Here is a 14771-nt window from a genome sequence, read left to right as displayed (position 1 = left end):
GCCCTCACCCGCCGGCTACTGCGGCTAGCTTTTCCTTTGCCCAGTCGGTGGGCTGGAACGCGCCGGCCTTCACCACGTTGATGGAGATGTAGTCGGCGGTCAGGCCGGCGTGGTCGGTGGGGCTGTACTTGTACGTGCCGTTCGGGGTGGTCAAGGACAGGGCCTCGAACGCCGTGCGGATCTTCTCCGGGTCGGTGCCGTTCGCTGCCTTGACCGCGGCGGTCAGCAGCTTGAAACCGGTGTAACCGTCGGCGGCGAACTGCGGTGGCGGATAGCCGTGCTGGGTGGTGAACGGCTTGGCCAGCTCGTCGATGGCGGTCTTCTGCGGGCCGGCCGGCAGGGAATCGCCGACCACGGCGATCGAGCTGGCCACGAACACGCCCTCGGCGGCGGCGCCGGTCGGCTTGAGCCAGAGCGTGCTGGCCTGGGCGCCGGTGAACATCAGCGGCAGGCCGGCGCCGGCCGTGGCGTACTGCTTGGCGAAGGCTACCGCCGGTGGGCCGGTCGCCCAGACCGTCAGGGCCTGCGCGCCGGAGGTCTTGATGTTGTTGATGACCGCGCTGAACTCGGTGGTTGAGGTCTGGAACTGCTCGCCGGCTACCAGCGTGATGCCGTACTGGGCGGCCTTGGCCTCCATGCCGGCGGCGCCCGCGTTGGCGTACGAGCTGCGGTTGTCGTGCGCCACGGCTACCTTGCTGATCTTCTGCGACTGGTAGTACTGCAGGATGCGATCGGCGTAGGTCGCGGAGGTGGCGGGCACTACGAAGACGTACGGATGGATGGGTTTGATCTGTTCGTCGGCGGGGGTCAGCGAGATGTAGGGGATCTTGGCCCGATCCACCTGCGGGATGGTGGCCAGCGCCGAGTTGGAGAACGGCGAGCCGATCACCGCGATGACCCCGCTGCCCTTGAGCTCGTTGAAGCTGAGCACGGACTGCTCGGGCTGGCTCTTGTCGTCGCGCACGATCAGTTCGACCTGACGGCCGAGCAGGCCGCCGGCGTCGTTGAGCTGTTGGACGGCCAGCTCGACGGACTTCTTGTCCTCGCTGCCGAGCGGTGCGTAGTTGCCGGTCAGCGACACGATCAGGCCGACCTTCAGCTTGTCCTCGGTGGACGGTGAGTCGTTGCTGCAGGCGGCCAGAAACGCGGAAAGCAAGAGGAGGAGCGCTGTGAGGCGTCGCATGAGTACCTCCGTGTACTCAGGAGCGGGTGTCGTCAAGTTAGGCGCGAATTTGACGCTGGTCAATAAATTGCCCGACATCACAGCACATGCCGCTAACAACGCCGGTACTGTGCGCGACGTGCCCCCGTCACCGGCTGCCTCGGCGATCATGCTGACGTTCCTGGGTGATCACGTCCTCGACCAGGGCGTGTGTGTCTACTCCGGAAGCGTCATCGAGGTGCTCGCGCGCGCCGGAATCTCCGAGGAGGCGACCCGGTCCACGTTGACCCGGATGACCGCCCGCGGCCTGCTGCGCCGGCAGCGGCACGGCCGCCGCATGTACTTCGGACTGACCGGCCGCTCGGTGCGGGTGCTGCACGACGGCGCGGTGCGGCTGTGGCAGACCGGCGCGGTCAACCACGACTGGGACGGCACCTGGACGCTGCTCGCGTTCTCACTGCCCGGCGAGCGCCAGCGCGAACGGCACGACCTGCGGGCCGCGCTGGCCTGGGCCGGGTTCGGCCCGGTGCAGGGCGGACTGTGGATCGCCCCGGGCACCCCGGAGATTGAGTCGGTGCTGGCCCTCGGCCCGCACATCCGGGTCTTCCACGCGCGGGCCGACGCCTCCACCGACGTCACCGAGATGATCGCCGGGGCCTACGACCTGCCGGCCCTGGCGGCCCGATACACCGATTTCGGTACGCGCTGGGAAGGCTCCGCGATACCGGCCGACCCGCTCGCGGCCAAGCTGCACCTGGTCACCGACTGGCTGCAGATCATCCGCCGCGATCCCCGGCTGCCGATGCCGCATCTGCCGCAGTCGTGGCCCGCGGTTGCGGCCCAGGAGCTGTTCTTCCGCCTCAACCAGCAGCTGGCCGGCCCGGCCGCCACGATCGCGGCCGGGTTGCTGGAGACCGTGCCGGCGCTGTCAGGGGACGACAGTGACCGGCCAGCGGCCGCAGCGGACCAGCTTGGTGGCTAGCGAACCGGCGAACCGGTGCAGCGCCTGCGCGGACCGGCCGACGATCACCGCGTCGGCCTGGATCTCCCGGGCCACGTCGAGCAGCTCGGCGTAGGGCTCGCCGGTGCGGACGACCAGCCGGGCGTCGACCGCCATCTCGGCGCACAGCCCGATCGAGGCCCGCAGCTCCTTCTCGACGTCGTCGTGGGTGGCGATCAGCGTGGTGGTGGCGCCGCCGCCGAGATCGGCCAGCGGCATGATCGCCGAGGGCAGGGACCGCACGTAGACGGCGACCAGTTTGCAGCGCTGCCGCCGGGCCAGCCCCACGGCATAGGCCGCCGCCCGCATCGAGGTCGCCGAGCCGTCGACGCCCACCAAGATCGCGCTGGGACCGTCCATGCTCGGACGTTATCGCGACGGTAACCGTTCAGCAATAGCTCCGTTCCCATCGCGAAACATTGCCCATCGGGAACTTTCCTCGTACCGCACCTGCGGTACCGACGGGACGCCCTGAACCGGGCCAGAATGGTCGGGTGACCATCCGGGTGCTTCTCGCCGATGACCAGGCCCTGCTGCGGGCCACCTTCCGTCTGCTGCTCGACGGCGAACCGGACATCACGGTGGTCGGTGAGGCCGCCTCCGGCGAGGAGGCGGTGGCGCTGGCCCGCTCGTCCCGCGCCGACCTGATCCTGATGGACATCCGGATGCCCGGCATGGACGGCATCGAGGCCACCCGCCGGATCACCGGCGACGAGGACCTGGCCGGCGTGCGCGTGCTGGTCCTGACCACGTTCGACACCGACGACATCGTCGTCGCCGCGCTGCGCGCCGGCGCCTCCGGCTTCCTGGGCAAGGGAGTCGATCCCGGCGAGCTTCTTCAGGCCGTACGGGTGATAGCGGCCGGCGAATCGCTGCTGTCACCGAGCGCGACCACCGCCCTGATCGAACGTTTCCTGGCCCAGCCCGACCCCGGCGCGGTGACCGGCGAGGCCGCGCTGGGCGTGCTGACCGGCCGGGAGCGGGAGATCACCGCGCTGGTCGGCACCGGACTGGCCAACAACGAGATCGCCGACCGGCTCGGGATCAGCACCGCCACCGCGAAGACCCACGTCAACCGCGCGATGATGAAGACCGGCGCCCGCGACCGGGCTCAGCTGGTGGTCTTCGCGTACGAGACCGGCCTGGTCGTCAGCCGAAGGTGAACGAGTAGGCCCGCGCACCCGGCTCCGCGAAGGTGATCTCCAGGGTGCGTTCGCGGACCTTCTCGCGCTCGCGGAACAGCTGGTAGAGGCGGCCGGGACCGAGCACGCCGTGGCCCTGCTCGTCGACGTCCGCGCCGTGGTTCTCGCCCGGCGGCTCGCCGTCGACGAAGAGCCGGAACGGGATGGGATCCTCGCCGGCCGGAGCCAGCACGACGTGGGCGTCGCGGGCCTGGAAACGGAAGCCGATGCTGCCGCCGGCCTCGTCGAGCTCGACGCTTTCCCGGCCGACCGTCCAGACGCCGTCGAGTGCCCAGTCGTTGAAGTCGAGGTAGCCCGGCGGCGCGTAAGTGTGCGAGCCGTCGCGAGCCCCACCCGGCGACGCGAACCGTTCGCCCCGGGCAGTGCCGAGGTAGGTCTCCGGCGTACGCAAATGGTCCCAATCGGCCGGCGCCTCGACGCCGAGCGCACGCACCGCGGTGGGCTCCCGGTGAATGCCGAGCAGCCGCTGGATCCGGCGCTCCGACTCCTCGTAGCGGCCCTCTCCGAAGTGGAAGTCGCGCAGCGCACCGTCCCGATCGGCGAAGTAGAGCGCGGGCCAGTAGTGGTTGTCGAAGGCCGACCAGATCGCGTAGTCGCTGTCGACCGCGACCGGGTAGTCGATCTCCCGTTCCTGCACCGCGCGTTTCACGCCGGCGACGTCGTGCTCGAACGAGAACTCCGGCGTGTGCACGCCGATCACCAGCAGGCCGTCGTGGCGGTAGGCCTGCGACCAGGCTCGCACGTAGGGTTCCTGGCGCAGCCAGTTGATGCAGGTCAACGTCCAGAAATTGACCAGTACGACGCGGCCGCGCAGTTCTTCGGGCAGCAGCGGCCGCGAGTTGAGCCACGCACCGGCCCCGCTGAGCGGCGGCAACTGAGGGCTTCCGGTCACGCCCTCAGCCTCCACCCGCGCCGCGCCGCGCACAAGGCTGCGTGCCCCCGGCTGGATTTGAACCAGCGGCCTCGGCGCTCGGAACGCCGCGCTCTTTCCGCTGAGCTACGGGGGCCGGGTGACTGGCCGGATTCGAACCGGCGACCTCCGGGGCCACGACCCGGCGCTCTACCACTGAGCTACAGCCACCATTGCGGCCTTGCGGCCGGTGTCGCCGGGTGGGTTCGAACCACCGGCCTCGGAGTTATCAGCTCCGCGCTCTGACCTGCTGAGCTACGGCGACGCGAGCGGCTGACCGGGTTCGAACCGGCGACCTCCACCTTGGCGGGGTGGCGCTCTCCCTACTGAGCTACAGCCGCAAGAAACAGAAAAGCCGCCTGTCCCGGTGATCGGGGCGGCGGCGGTGGGCCTGACTTACACACGTCAGAGACGCCACCGCTTGCCGTGACCTCGAATGCCGTGCCGGAACATCTGTCTCTCCTGACCGTGGTGATCGGTGGTGAGCAATACGGTAGGGACCTCCGGCCGGCGCGGCAACGCGATTAATCCGGCCCGGGCGGACGGCACGAATGGAGGAGCACAGAAAGTAGCAAGATCCCTACCGTTCATCGCATGAAGACGCAGACGACGGTCCTGGCCCTGGCCGCGACCACGCTCGTGATCCTTTCCGGCTGCAAAGCCACCAACTCCCCGTCGGCCGCGTCCACCACCGTGGCGGCCTCCGTCGACGCCGACTCCGACTCCGCTTCCGGCACTGGCGACAACCCGACCTCGGAAGCGACCACCGGGCCGACCGAGACCGCCGCCCCGGAACCGGGCAAGACCACCACCTCGGCGAAGGTCAAGAAGACCACCAAGCCGACCCCGACGAAGACGAAGACCACCGACTCCGGCCCGACCATCGTCTCGTTCAAGCTGGTGCAGAAGCCGAAATGCCCCGAGGGCACCGCGGTGTTCCGCGCCCCCGCCGTCCCGGCCATCATCAAGTGGACGATCACCGGCGCCGACAGCGCGGCCCTCAGCGTCGACGACCCGACCAACACCCCCGGCACCTACGGCCCGGAGCCGCTGACCGGCACCGAGGAATTCACCTTCAGCTGCGCCACCGAGGTCGGCTCGACCGAGAAACACACCTACGCGATCTGGGCCCTGGGCGCCGACGGCAAGAAGCGCTCCAAGACCATCACCGCCACCGCCAAGATCCTCGACACCGGCAAAAGCTAAGAACCGGTAATTCAATCCCTTTTGGTACGCGCCGGCTCAGTCCCGTGGCACTCGGTCCAGGTAGGTGCAACTCGCCCTCCGCGCGCCCGCTACGGGCGGGCCCGGCCCCACGCCGGGCGGGGGTTGGGGTTGGGGGGTCCGGTTGCGCGAGAGTCGCTGCACGCGCTGGTGTTGCACCCGGCCGCGCGGTGGCGGCGGTCGGGTGTGCTTGCGGTTGTGGGGTCGCAGGCCGTACCGAAAAAGGCCTTTGTCTAGAAGATCCAGCGGTCTACCAAGGCCTCGTGGGCCTCCAGGCGTTCCTGGGTTTGCTGTGGGGCGGTGCGGGCGATCGCGTCCAGCAGGCTGATCGCCAGCACCACGACCGCGGCGTGGGAGTCGAAGACCAGTTCGGTGCCGACCGGGGCTACCAGCAGGATGTCGGCGGCGGCGGCGAAGGGGGCCAGCGCCGTATCGGTGACCACCACCGTGGCCAGGCCCAGCTCGCGGGCCAGCCGGATGGCGCCGACCGTGGCGGCCGGGTAGCGGGGCATCGCGAAGACCAAGACCGCGGTCGCGCCCTGCTGGTGCAGCTGGAGAACGGTGTCGTCGATCGTGCTCGCGTCGGTCGACACGGTCACCGCGGGCAGCAACCGCTTCGCGAAGTAGCCGAAATAGGTGGCCAGGGCGGCCGACGCGCGCAGGCCGAGCACGCCCAGCGGGCTGGTGCCGGCCAGCAGCCGCACCGCCTCGCGGGTGGCGTCGGTGCCCAGCACCCGGTTCAGGCTCGCGAGGTTGGCTATCTCCTGGTCGACCGGGGAGGTCTCCTGGTGCTCGGGGGCGGCCGACGCGGACAGCACCGCGTCGCGCAGCGCCGCCCGGAACTCGGGGAAACCGGCGAACCCGAGAGCCGTGGCAAGCCGGGTCACGGTCGGCTGGCTCACGCCGGTCTGCTCGGCGATCTCGATGGTTGATTTGAACGCTACGTCCGGGAACATGCCGAGCATCCGCTGCACGATCTGGCGCTGGGTCGGCGAGAGCCGGTGCCGTTGGGCCAGGGCGAGCAGCCAGTCCTCCGCGCGCGCCATGGGCACCCCTTCGCCGTACCTGAATAACTTGAAACACCTAGGCTATAGGGTGCATGTCATGATTCAGATTCGCTTCCTCTCCGGGGGCGACATCGACGGTCTCGGCATCACCAGCACCGATGTCATCGCCGCCGTCGAGTCGGTCGTCGACGCCCACGGCCGCGGCCACACGGTCTTCGAGCCGCGCACCCACCTGGTGCCCGACAACGGTGGCGTCGGCCATTTCAACATCCTGCGCGGCCACGTCTCGACGCTCGGCGAGCACGGGCTGAGCGGCGTGAAGGTCGTCGGCGACTTCGTGCCGAACTATCAGAAAGGCCTGCCCAGCGAACTGGCCCTGATGACCGTCTACGACCCCACCACCGGGGTGCCGCTCGCCATCATGGACGCCACGCTGATCACCGAGGTACGCACCGGCGCGATGACCGCGGTCGGCGCCAAACACCTGGCCCGCCCCGATTCCCGCATCCTGGGCCACGTCGGCGCGCGCGGCACCGCCTTCGCCAACGTCACGATGCTGGACAGCCTGTTCCCGCTCGAGGAGATCCGGGTGACCAGCCGCCGCCCCGAGTCCCGGGAGGCGTTCGCCGCGCGCCTGCGCGAGGTCACCGACACCCCGGTGCGGGCGGTGGCCACCGCGGAGGAGGCGTTCGACCAGGCCGACATCCTGGTGGAAGCCTCAAGGCTGGAAGAACCAACACCCCTTTTGCGTACGGCCTCGGTAAAGCCCGGCGCTTTCGTGGTTCCGTACGGGACCATCAGCGCCGTGGAACTGGACCTGCTCGACGTGATGGACAAGGTGGTCGTCGACGACTGGCGCGAGTCCCGCTCGGGCCGCTTCGGCGCCCTGCGCGCCCACGTAGACACCGGCCGCCTGAGCGAGGACACCCTCTACGCCCAGATCGGCGAGATCGTGAGCGGCGCCATGCCCGGCCGCGAACACCCCGACGAGCGCATCCTGTTCTGGCACCGCGGCCTGTCCATCCTCGACGTGGCCCTGGCCCACCTGATCCTGACCAGAGCCGAAACCGCCAGCGCAGGCACAATCCTCGACTACCGATGAGCGTCGACGGTCCTCCACCGCTGATCAGAATCGACCGGGCCGAGCAGCTCGATCGCGCGGTGATCGGCGCGGTGGCCCGGGGCGAGCGCCGGATCGTGCTCTCCGATGGCCTGCTCGCCGCGGTAGCCGCCAACCGGCGGGCGATGCTCGACGACCTCGCGGGCGACCAGCCCGTCTACGGGGTGAACACCGGAATGGGCGCGATGTCCGGCGTGCGCCTCGATGCCGATGCCCAGGCCCGCCAGCAGAACAACCTGATGGTCGGCCGGGCCGTTGGCTCGGCGCCGTGGTTGCGCCGGGCCGAGGCCCGCGCCCTACTCGCGGCTCGGTTGCGCACCCTCCTGCACCCGGCCGCCGGCGCCTCCCCCGACCTCTGCCGGCACCTGCTCGCCCTGCTCGACGCCGACGTGGTCCCGGCGATCCCGCTGCGCGGCGGCGCGGCCGGCGAGATCATCCCGCTGGCCCACGCGGGCGCCGTCCTGATCGGAATCGGTCAGGTCCTCGACCGGGCCGGCGCCGCAATCGACGCCGCCCCCGCGCTGGCCGCCGCCGGCCTCTCGCCGCGCCCGTTCGAGGCGAAGGAGGGCGTCGCCTTCCTGGAGGGCGTCCCCGGCCTGACCGGTCTGGCCATCCTCGCCGCCGCCGAGACCCGCGCGCTGCTGACCCAGATCACCGCCGCGACGGCGGCCTCACATGCCGTGCTCCGAGCCAGCCACGACCCGCTGCATCCCGCCTTGGCCGACAGCCCCGAGCTGGCCGACGTCCTCACCACACTCCGCACCCTCCTCAACCCAGACAGCCCGCCCATCCCGGGCTCTGCGCCCGGCGCGGGCGGCGTGCTGGCGGGCGTCGGGGCGGGGCGGGCGCTTCAAGCGCCGGTGTCGTTTCGGGTTACTGCGCCGGCTATCGCTGTGGCGGTTCGGGCGGTCGCGGGCGTTGAAGAGGCCGTTGACCGGGCGCTGGGGGCGGTCACCGACTCGCCTGCGCACCTCGACGGGCGGTTTGTGGGGACGTTCGGGTTTGCCGGGACCGATCTGGTCGCGGCGGTGAGCTCCCTGAGCACCGCTCTGGTTCACCTCGCTGAGCTCGGCACCGCCCGGCTGCATCGGCTTCTTGACGGTGCGCTCACCGGGCTGCCCCGGCAGCTGTCCGACTACCCCGGGCTGCACGCCGGGATGGTGACCGTGCACAAGCGGGCCGTTGGCGTCACCCATCGGCTGCGCCGGTTTGCGATGCCGGCGCTGCTCGGTGCGATGGAGACCTCGCTCGGGCAGGAGGACGTGCAGAGCTTCGGGTTCGAGGCCGCCGAGTGCCTCGGTGAGGCGATCGCCGGGGTGCGCGATGTGCTGGCGTGCGAGCTGCTCGCCGTACATCAGGGGAATTTGCTTGGGGCTGTTGTTCCGGCCGGGCTGGACCGGATCGCGGAGGTCGTGCCGGAAGGCACCGCCGACCGGGCGTTCGGGCGCGACCTTGATCGGATCATTCACTACTTGACATTCTCAAGTACCTGACTTTGTATATAAGGGTGACCGACACCCACGACCCCCAGCTGCTCAAGGGGGTGCTGTCCCTGCTGTTGCTGCACCTGCTGGCCGAGCACGAGTCCTACGGCTACGAGGTGGTGCAGCGGCTGCAAGCGGCCGGTTTCGCCGATGTGCTCGAGGGCAGCGTCTATCCGGCCCTGACCCGACTGCAGCGCGAGGGCCGGCTGGCGACCCGGCTGGTGCCGTCGACTTCCGGGCCGGCCCGGAAGTACTACCGCTTGACCCCGGCCGGGCGCGAGGCCCTCGCGAGCGGCACCGATTCCTGGGCGCGGCACATCAGCGCGGTCGACACCGTGCTGTCCCGGCCGTTGCCGGCCTCTGCGGAAGGAAGCTGACATGCCCGACGTCACGATATTCGACCGGCTGCGCATCGAACGGCTCGTCTGGAGTCTCGACCAGCAACTCTACGACCTGCCCCGGGCCCAGCGCCTGGCCAACCGCCGCGAGGTTCGGGCCAACCTGCTGGAGGCCGCGCACGACGTCGGCACCACCGAGGCCCTGCGCCGGGTCGGCGGCAGTCGTCAGCTGGCCGAGCAATACCTGGTCGCCGAGTTCGGCGACGGGCCACGCCCCTCGTGGATCGGCGCCATCTATGCGGCGGCGCTGCTGCCGTTGCTGCTCAACTTCTTCCTCAGCGAGGCCGCCAACGCTTTCGAGAGCGGCGTGACCGCCGCCGATCCACAGGCCACCGGGGTGTACGTGTGGTCCGGCGTGAGCGGCTTGCAGTCGGCCATCACCTACACCTTCAGCGACGGCGCGGCCAGCCACCACGGTGGGGCCTGGACTCCATTGACGTACGCCCTCTGGCTTCTTTTGATCGTCGGCGCCGGTCGCCTCTGGCGGCTGCGCCTGCGCCGCCGCCCGGCGCTGGCCGCCTCGTGACCGAGCACCACCATCGGGTTGATCAGTGGACCGTCGGGCGGCTGCGGGCGGCATTGCAGCAGCTTCCCGACGACACGGTCCTCCGGGCCGAGGTCGCCGACTCCCCCAGCACGTGGCCCGGCTCGGATCCGTGGGGCAACGATCAGCCGATATCTGCACTGAACGGGCGACGGTGGTATCCACCGGAAAGCTGAATTGATCTTTATCTAGGCAGTCCCCTAGGGTCTCGACGCGTGATTGCAACCCGAATTTCTTCCGCCGTTCTGATCGGCGTATCCATCTTGGGCATTTCCGCGTGCGGCGACGACGCCGACACCGCAGCCGGGACCAGCACCACCACGGTGGCCTCCGCCGCCGCTCCCGCGGCCGAGGCCACCACGGCCGCGGCCGCCGGGGTCTCCGACAAGGAACTCTGCGAGCAGGCCAACAAGGCAGCCGACTCCTTCAAGAAGGCGGCCCTCACCCTGGCCGCGGCCGGCGACATCCCGGTCACCGACGCCAAGGCCATGCTGACCGACTTCGCGTCCACCCTGACCAAGCTGGCCGACAGCGGCGACGGCGCGGTGGCCACGGCCCTCAAGGCCAACGCCGACGCGGCCCTGCAGGCGGCCGGCGAGCCGAACCCGGTGGAGGCGGCCGACACCCCGGAGTCGGAGAAGGCCGGCAAGGACCTCAACGCGGCCTGCAAGGCGGCCGGGGTCACCACCGTCTTCTGATCCGTCGCTGAATGCCCGACTCCCCTCGGGCATTCAGCCCGGCCGGATCGCGGCGAACAGTCAGCGACATCGCGGTGAGGGCGGCACACACGTCCGCCGGGTCATCCCGCCGGACGGCGGCGAACGCGCTGCGGTGCGCGTAGACGAACAGCACGAATTGGTCAGCGTCGGTGCAGGCGGCCCGGGTTCGCTCGCACTCGGCCGCGTCGAGCCCGGCTAACGGTAGTGACCACCGCCCCCGCGATGGGGTAGATGATGGCGGCGCCGACACAGACGACGAGGCCTACCAAACCGTCTCGGAATGCCTCCGAAACGCGTTGATCCTCAAGGGCCACCCAAAAGAGTCTGCCCGGCCAAGGCAAGGGGGTTGCGTTCGCTCCGGCCCGGCCCGCGCGACTTGAAGGGATCACCCGCGACCATGACCGACACCAACCGAGAAACCCTGCGCACCGCGTTCGGCCAGGACGCCGAGCTCTACGACCGATGCCGTCCGACCTACCCACCCCAGCTGTTCACCGACCTCGCCACCCTGGCAGATCTCGGTCCCGGCTCCCGGGTGCTGGAGATCGGATGCGGAACCGGCCAAGCGACCCGGCCCCTGGCCCAACTGGGATGCGATGTCGTCGCGATGGACCTCAGCCCCGACATGGCCGCCATCGCCCGGCGCAACCTCGCGCAGTTCCCGAATGTCGCCGTCGTCACGGCGGCCTTCGAGGACTGGGAGCCCTCGAACGGAACCTTCGACGCGGTCCTCTCCGCGACCGCGTTCCACTGGCTCGACCCCGACGTGCGCATGGTCAAAGCCGCTGACCTGTTGCGGCCCGGCGGATCCCTCGGCATCGTCTCGACTCACCACATCGCCGGCGGGACGACCGCCTTCTTCGCCGACGCACAACGATGCTACGAACGTTTCGACCCCACAACACCGCCCGGCGTGCGTCTGACGACCGACGACGAAACCCCCGAGGAGACGGCCGAGTTCGACCGATCGGCACGATTCGGGCCAGTCGAATTCCGGCGCTACGAATGGCAACAGACCTATACCTCGCCCGAGTACCTGAACCTGCTCATGACCCACTCCGGCAATCGAGCCATGGCACCGCAGGCACGAAGCGGCCTGTTCGCATGCATCTCCCACCTGATCGACGACGTCTACAACGGAGCAATCACCAGGCAGTACCGGACCCGGCTCGCCATCGCCCACAAAACGTTCCGAACTGCTCGATAGGAGCTCGGGCTACTGGCCTGGCGACTACTCAGCCGTTCCGCTGAACGCGGCTGACGGACCCCGCGACACCGGGCGGCGGAAGGTGAGGCGTCGTAGCCGGCCGGCGGGATCGTCCTGCACTCCCTTACTTTAGGTAGGCGGCGAGGGGGATGTTCTGCTCTCGCAGGGCGGTGGCTATCAGGGCGGCTATCTGCTGGGCGCCGTACGCCTCGAAGTGGGTGTGGTCGTTGCAGAAGAAGGCGCCTACCGCTCCGGTGGTGTAGTCGCTGTTGTTCGGGCACAGCTTCAGGGTGTTGTAGAGCGCCACGCTTCGGGTGTGCAGGTCGATCACCGGGACGCCGTTTGCCGTGGCGGCGTCCTTTGTCTCCGTTACGAAGCCTCGGTTTCCTACGGCCGTGCTTCCGCTGCAGGTGATTGCGGCTACCGGGGTTACGAAGATCGGTTTTACGCCTCGGGCCTTGGCCGCCGATGCCATCACGCCCAGCAGCTCCTTGAAGCGGGCCGTGCCTACGTGCCGTGGGCAGGCCGTGTCGCCGTCGTTGATGCCGAACTGGATGACCAGGTAGTCGCCGGTTTTGAAGCCGGTGCTCGCGTCCAGCATCGCGGTCCAGCGGGAGCTGTAGGCGGTCGAGCTCAGGGTGCACTCGCCGGCCGCGTTCTTGGTGGTGGTCACGTTGCCCTCGTACAGCCAGGTCTGGATGCTCCGGCCGCCTACCGCGCTGTTCTGGACCGTGACGTTGCTGTTGAAGTACGGGGCGAACTGGCTGCCCCAGCCGATCGGGCAGGTGCTCGCGTTCATCATCGTGGAGTCGCCGGCCATCCACACCTTCACCGGGGCCGCGGCGGTGGCGGTCGGGGTCGGGGTCGGGGTGGCCGGAGGGGTGCTCGGGCCGGTGCACGGGGTCGGTGACGGGGACTGCGGGCTGGTGGTCGCGGCGGCGCCGGTGCAGGTCGTGCCGTTGAACGTGAATGACGACGGCACGGGGTTGCTGGTGGTCCAGGTGCCGTTGAAGCCGAAGCTGGCAGATGCGCCGGTGCCCACCGCGCCGTTGTAGCTGGCATTGGTGGCGGTGACGGCCGAGCCGGCCACGCTGACGCCCGCGTTCCAGGCCTGGGTGATGCCCTGGCCGGAGGCCAGCGTCCAGGTCAGCGTCCAGGCGGTCACCGGGTCACCGAGGTTGGTGACGGTGACGTCGGCGCCGAAGCCGCCGGTCCACTGGCTGGTGACCTTGTAGTTGACGCTGCACGCGGGGGTGGCCGCGTTCGCGGTGGCGATGCCGAAGCCGCCGGCGGCGACGACAACCGCCGCGATCGCCAGGGCCGACCGGGAAACCTTCATCGGGGTTGCTCCTAGGACGTGGCAGTGCAGGGGGCGTTGTTGAGGGCGAACCCGGTCGCTCCGCCGAGGTTGCTGTCGGCGATGAGGCCGAAGCTCGCGGTGCCGCCGGCCGGGATCGAGCCGTTCCAGGCAGCGTTCACGGCCCGGGCCGCGGTGCCGGTCTGGCTGGTGGTGGCATTCCAGGCCTGGGTGATCGTCTGACCGGCGGGGAGGGTCCAGGTCAGGGTCCAGCCGTTGACGGCCGCGGGAGAGGTGACCGTGACGTCAAATTGCGCGCCGGTGCCCCAATCACCGGTTTTCTTGTAAATGACGGCGCAGGCCCCAGAGGCCGGCGGAGTCGTGGGCGCGGTGGTTGGCGCGGTGGTCGGGCCGGTCGTTGAGGGAGTGGTCGGCGCGGTGACCGTGGCCAGCTTCGCGCTGATTACCGGGGCCAACTTGTCGGTAATGGCCTGGTGGCCCTTGTCGTTCGGGTGCACCGAGTCGCTCAGGCCGTCCGACGGCAGCCAGCCCGTCGTGTCCACATAGAACACGCCGGCATCGCCGGCGTTGTTGCGCGCCAGCACCGCCGCCTGCGTCTCCGCCGCATAACGACCGATGAAGGTACGCATGGCGAAGAGCTTGGCGTTCGGGAACTTAGCTCGGATCTTGGTGAGGAAGGTGATGTACTTCGCCTGGAAGTCCGCGCTGCTCACGCCGTGGCTCTTGTCGTTGGTGCCCAGGTTGATCACCACGCCGTCGGCGGTGTAGCGGCTGAAGTCCCACAGGTCGGTGCCGGCCTGCCCGCCGCTGGACATCCAGTAGCGCGTCTCGTGCGCCCAGCACGCGTCGGTCGTCTCGGACAGGCACATGCCGCCGATCGCGATCTGCGTGTGGTTGTAGCCGAGCACCTCACCGGTCTTGAAGCCGTAGTCGGTCACCGCCAGCTGGCTGCTCGTGGTGCCGGCCGTGATCGAGTCACCGATGAACTCGAGGAGCTTGGGCCGGGCCGCCGCCTTGAACGTGGTGGCGCCGGAGTCGAGAGTCAGTCCCTGGAAGACCGCGTCGCCGGTGTACGAGCCGGCCACCTGCCGGTAGCTCACGATCAGCGTGTGGTTCCCGGCGGTCAGCGCGGTCGGCGTCAGGTTGATCGTGCCGGAGCCGCTGTAACCGGTGAAGGCGCCGCCGTCGATGCTGGCCCACAGGTCGATGGCGTTGCGCTGCTTGAGCTTCACGGTCCGCCCGGTGAAGCCGACCCGCAGGTAGGCGCCGGCCCAGTAGGGCACGTAGGCCGAGGCGTTCGTGGTGTTCCAGCGCCCGACGAAGCTGATGTTCGAGTCGCTCGGCGTACCGTCGCCGGCCGCGGCCTGCACCGGCAGGGCGAGTATCCCGCCCAGCAGCATCGTCGAGGCGACCACCACAGCCCCGAGCACACGACGTCGCATGACACCCCTCCCATCCGGCCGGGAGCGCTCCCAC

The 14771-nt window shown here is 69.6% G+C and carries 16 protein-coding genes and 4 tRNA genes; 10 read left to right on the top strand and 10 right to left on the bottom strand.

Translation table 11 applies throughout. The annotated features are described in order from the left end of the window. Positions 1-4: 4 nt before the first annotated feature. Positions 5-1183, bottom strand: coding sequence for an ABC transporter substrate-binding protein (locus tag Ate02nite_RS46395; protein WP_203814388.1), 1179 nt, complete (start codon positions 1181-1183; stop codon positions 5-7). A gap of 118 nt (positions 1184-1301) precedes the next feature. Between Ate02nite_RS46395 and Ate02nite_RS46390 the strand changes: the two genes are divergently transcribed. Next, entirely contained in the window at positions 1302-2144 is an 843-nt protein-coding gene (locus tag Ate02nite_RS46390) for a PaaX family transcriptional regulator (protein WP_239148215.1), read from the top strand. Here the strand turns inward: Ate02nite_RS46390 and Ate02nite_RS46385 are convergent. Beyond that, positions 2091-2522, bottom strand: coding sequence for a universal stress protein (locus Ate02nite_RS46385; protein ID WP_203814387.1), 432 nt, complete (start codon positions 2520-2522; stop codon positions 2091-2093). The two genes, Ate02nite_RS46390 and Ate02nite_RS46385, sit on opposite strands and share 54 nt — an antisense overlap. A gap of 134 nt (positions 2523-2656) precedes the next feature. On the opposite strand from Ate02nite_RS46385, the gene Ate02nite_RS46380 reads away from it, so the two are divergent. Beyond that, the gene (locus tag Ate02nite_RS46380; protein ID WP_203814386.1) at positions 2657-3325 is read left to right on the top strand and encodes a response regulator; all 669 of its coding nucleotides are present in this window, start codon (positions 2657-2659) and stop codon (positions 3323-3325) included. Here the strand turns inward: Ate02nite_RS46380 and Ate02nite_RS46375 are convergent. The 5 genes from Ate02nite_RS46375 to Ate02nite_RS46355 form a co-directional block, all read right to left on the bottom strand. Then, positions 3312-4256 carry a thioredoxin family protein gene (locus tag Ate02nite_RS46375; RefSeq protein ID WP_239148214.1) on the bottom strand — a complete coding sequence of 315 codons (945 nt, stop codon included), beginning with the start codon at positions 4254-4256 and terminating at the stop codon, positions 3312-3314. The two genes, Ate02nite_RS46380 and Ate02nite_RS46375, sit on opposite strands and share 14 nt — an antisense overlap. Before the next feature lie 42 nt (positions 4257-4298). Then, a tRNA-Arg gene (locus tag Ate02nite_RS46370) sits at positions 4299-4371 on the bottom strand. Positions 4372-4373: 2 nt separating this feature from the next. After that, positions 4374-4445: transfer RNA gene (locus Ate02nite_RS46365), tRNA-His, on the bottom strand. Positions 4446-4465: 20 nt separating this feature from the next. Beyond that, a tRNA-Ile gene (locus tag Ate02nite_RS46360) sits at positions 4466-4539 on the bottom strand. 3 nt (positions 4540-4542) lie between these two features. Then, positions 4543-4615 (bottom strand) — tRNA-Gly (locus Ate02nite_RS46355). A gap of 253 nt (positions 4616-4868) precedes the next feature. On the opposite strand from Ate02nite_RS46355, the gene Ate02nite_RS46350 reads away from it, so the two are divergent. Continuing rightward, entirely contained in the window at positions 4869-5480 is a 612-nt protein-coding gene (locus Ate02nite_RS46350) for a hypothetical protein (RefSeq protein ID WP_203814385.1), read from the top strand. Positions 5481-5731: 251 nt separating this feature from the next. On the opposite strand, the gene Ate02nite_RS46345 is transcribed toward Ate02nite_RS46350, so the two are convergent. After that, positions 5732-6544, bottom strand: coding sequence for a MurR/RpiR family transcriptional regulator (locus Ate02nite_RS46345; protein ID WP_203814384.1), 813 nt, complete (start codon positions 6542-6544; stop codon positions 5732-5734). Positions 6545-6602: 58 nt separating this feature from the next. Here Ate02nite_RS46345 and Ate02nite_RS46340 point away from each other — a divergent pair, with 58 nt between their 5' ends. From Ate02nite_RS46340 to Ate02nite_RS46315, 7 genes are all read left to right on the top strand, one after another. Then, positions 6603-7607, top strand: a complete 1005-nt coding sequence (locus Ate02nite_RS46340; RefSeq protein WP_203814383.1) for an ornithine cyclodeaminase family protein — start codon at positions 6603-6605, stop codon at positions 7605-7607. Then, entirely contained in the window at positions 7604-9118 is a 1515-nt protein-coding gene (locus Ate02nite_RS46335) for an aromatic amino acid lyase (protein WP_203814382.1), read from the top strand. Before Ate02nite_RS46340 ends, Ate02nite_RS46335 begins: the two co-directional genes overlap by 4 nt. 14 nt (positions 9119-9132) lie before the next feature. After that, entirely contained in the window at positions 9133-9486 is a 354-nt protein-coding gene (locus tag Ate02nite_RS46330; protein ID WP_203814381.1) for a PadR family transcriptional regulator, read from the top strand. Position 9487: 1 nt separating this feature from the next. Continuing rightward, positions 9488-10033 (top strand): hypothetical protein, encoded by a 546-nt coding sequence (locus tag Ate02nite_RS46325; RefSeq protein ID WP_203814380.1) that lies wholly within the window; start codon positions 9488-9490, stop codon positions 10031-10033. Further along, positions 10030-10227, top strand: coding sequence for a DUF6225 family protein (locus Ate02nite_RS49920; RefSeq protein ID WP_354262131.1), 198 nt, complete (start codon positions 10030-10032; stop codon positions 10225-10227). The genes Ate02nite_RS46325 and Ate02nite_RS49920 overlap by 4 nt, the downstream gene beginning before the upstream one ends. Before the next feature lie 87 nt (positions 10228-10314). Beyond that, positions 10315-10749 carry a hypothetical protein gene (locus Ate02nite_RS46320; RefSeq protein WP_203814379.1) on the top strand — a complete coding sequence of 145 codons (435 nt, stop codon included), beginning with the start codon at positions 10315-10317 and terminating at the stop codon, positions 10747-10749. A 418-nt stretch (positions 10750-11167) separates the two neighbouring features. Beyond that, a complete protein-coding gene (locus Ate02nite_RS46315) occupies positions 11168-11977 on the top strand; it encodes a class I SAM-dependent methyltransferase (RefSeq protein WP_203814378.1) in 810 nt (269 codons plus the stop codon). A 124-nt stretch (positions 11978-12101) separates the two neighbouring features. Here the strand turns inward: Ate02nite_RS46315 and Ate02nite_RS46310 are convergent, their stop codons facing one another. Further along, positions 12102-13316, bottom strand: coding sequence for a cellulose binding domain-containing protein (locus Ate02nite_RS46310; RefSeq protein WP_203814377.1), 1215 nt, complete (start codon positions 13314-13316; stop codon positions 12102-12104). Between the two features lie 11 nt (positions 13317-13327). After that, positions 13328-14737, bottom strand: coding sequence for a cellulose binding domain-containing protein (locus Ate02nite_RS46305; protein ID WP_203814376.1), 1410 nt, complete (start codon positions 14735-14737; stop codon positions 13328-13330). Positions 14738-14771: the final 34 nt, after the last annotated feature.

Source organism: Paractinoplanes tereljensis, assembly GCF_016862435.1.
GTDB classification, from domain to species: Bacteria; Actinomycetota; Actinomycetes; order Mycobacteriales; family Micromonosporaceae; genus Actinoplanes; species Actinoplanes tereljensis.
This window is presented reverse-complemented; position numbering and strand designations above follow the sequence as displayed.

What these genes read in the sequence shown, in the direction of transcription:
- Ate02nite_RS46315 (WP_203814378.1), top strand. Translation starts at nt 11,168, where the DNA reads ATGACCGACACCAACCGAGAAACCCTGCGCACCGCGTTCGGCCAGGAC.
- Ate02nite_RS46325 (WP_203814380.1), top strand. Translation starts at nt 9,488, where the DNA reads ATGCCCGACGTCACGATATTCGACCGGCTGCGCATCGAACGGCTCGTC.
- Ate02nite_RS46335 (WP_203814382.1), top strand. Translation starts at nt 7,604, where the DNA reads ATGAGCGTCGACGGTCCTCCACCGCTGATCAGAATCGACCGGGCCGAG.
- Ate02nite_RS46350 (WP_203814385.1), top strand. Translation starts at nt 4,869, where the DNA reads ATGAAGACGCAGACGACGGTCCTGGCCCTGGCCGCGACCACGCTCGTG.
- Ate02nite_RS46310 (WP_203814377.1), bottom strand. Translation starts at nt 13,316, where the DNA reads ATGAAGGTTTCCCGGTCGGCCCTGGCGATCGCGGCGGTTGTCGTCGCC.
- Ate02nite_RS46395 (WP_203814388.1), bottom strand. Translation starts at nt 1,183, where the DNA reads ATGCGACGCCTCACAGCGCTCCTCCTCTTGCTTTCCGCGTTTCTGGCC.
- Ate02nite_RS46305 (WP_203814376.1), bottom strand. Translation starts at nt 14,737, where the DNA reads ATGCGACGTCGTGTGCTCGGGGCTGTGGTGGTCGCCTCGACGATGCTG.
- Ate02nite_RS46340 (WP_203814383.1), top strand. Translation starts at nt 6,603, where the DNA reads ATGATTCAGATTCGCTTCCTCTCCGGGGGCGACATCGACGGTCTCGGC.
- Ate02nite_RS46345 (WP_203814384.1), bottom strand. Translation starts at nt 6,544, where the DNA reads ATGGCGCGCGCGGAGGACTGGCTGCTCGCCCTGGCCCAACGGCACCGG.
- Ate02nite_RS46385 (WP_203814387.1), bottom strand. Translation starts at nt 2,522, where the DNA reads ATGGACGGTCCCAGCGCGATCTTGGTGGGCGTCGACGGCTCGGCGACC.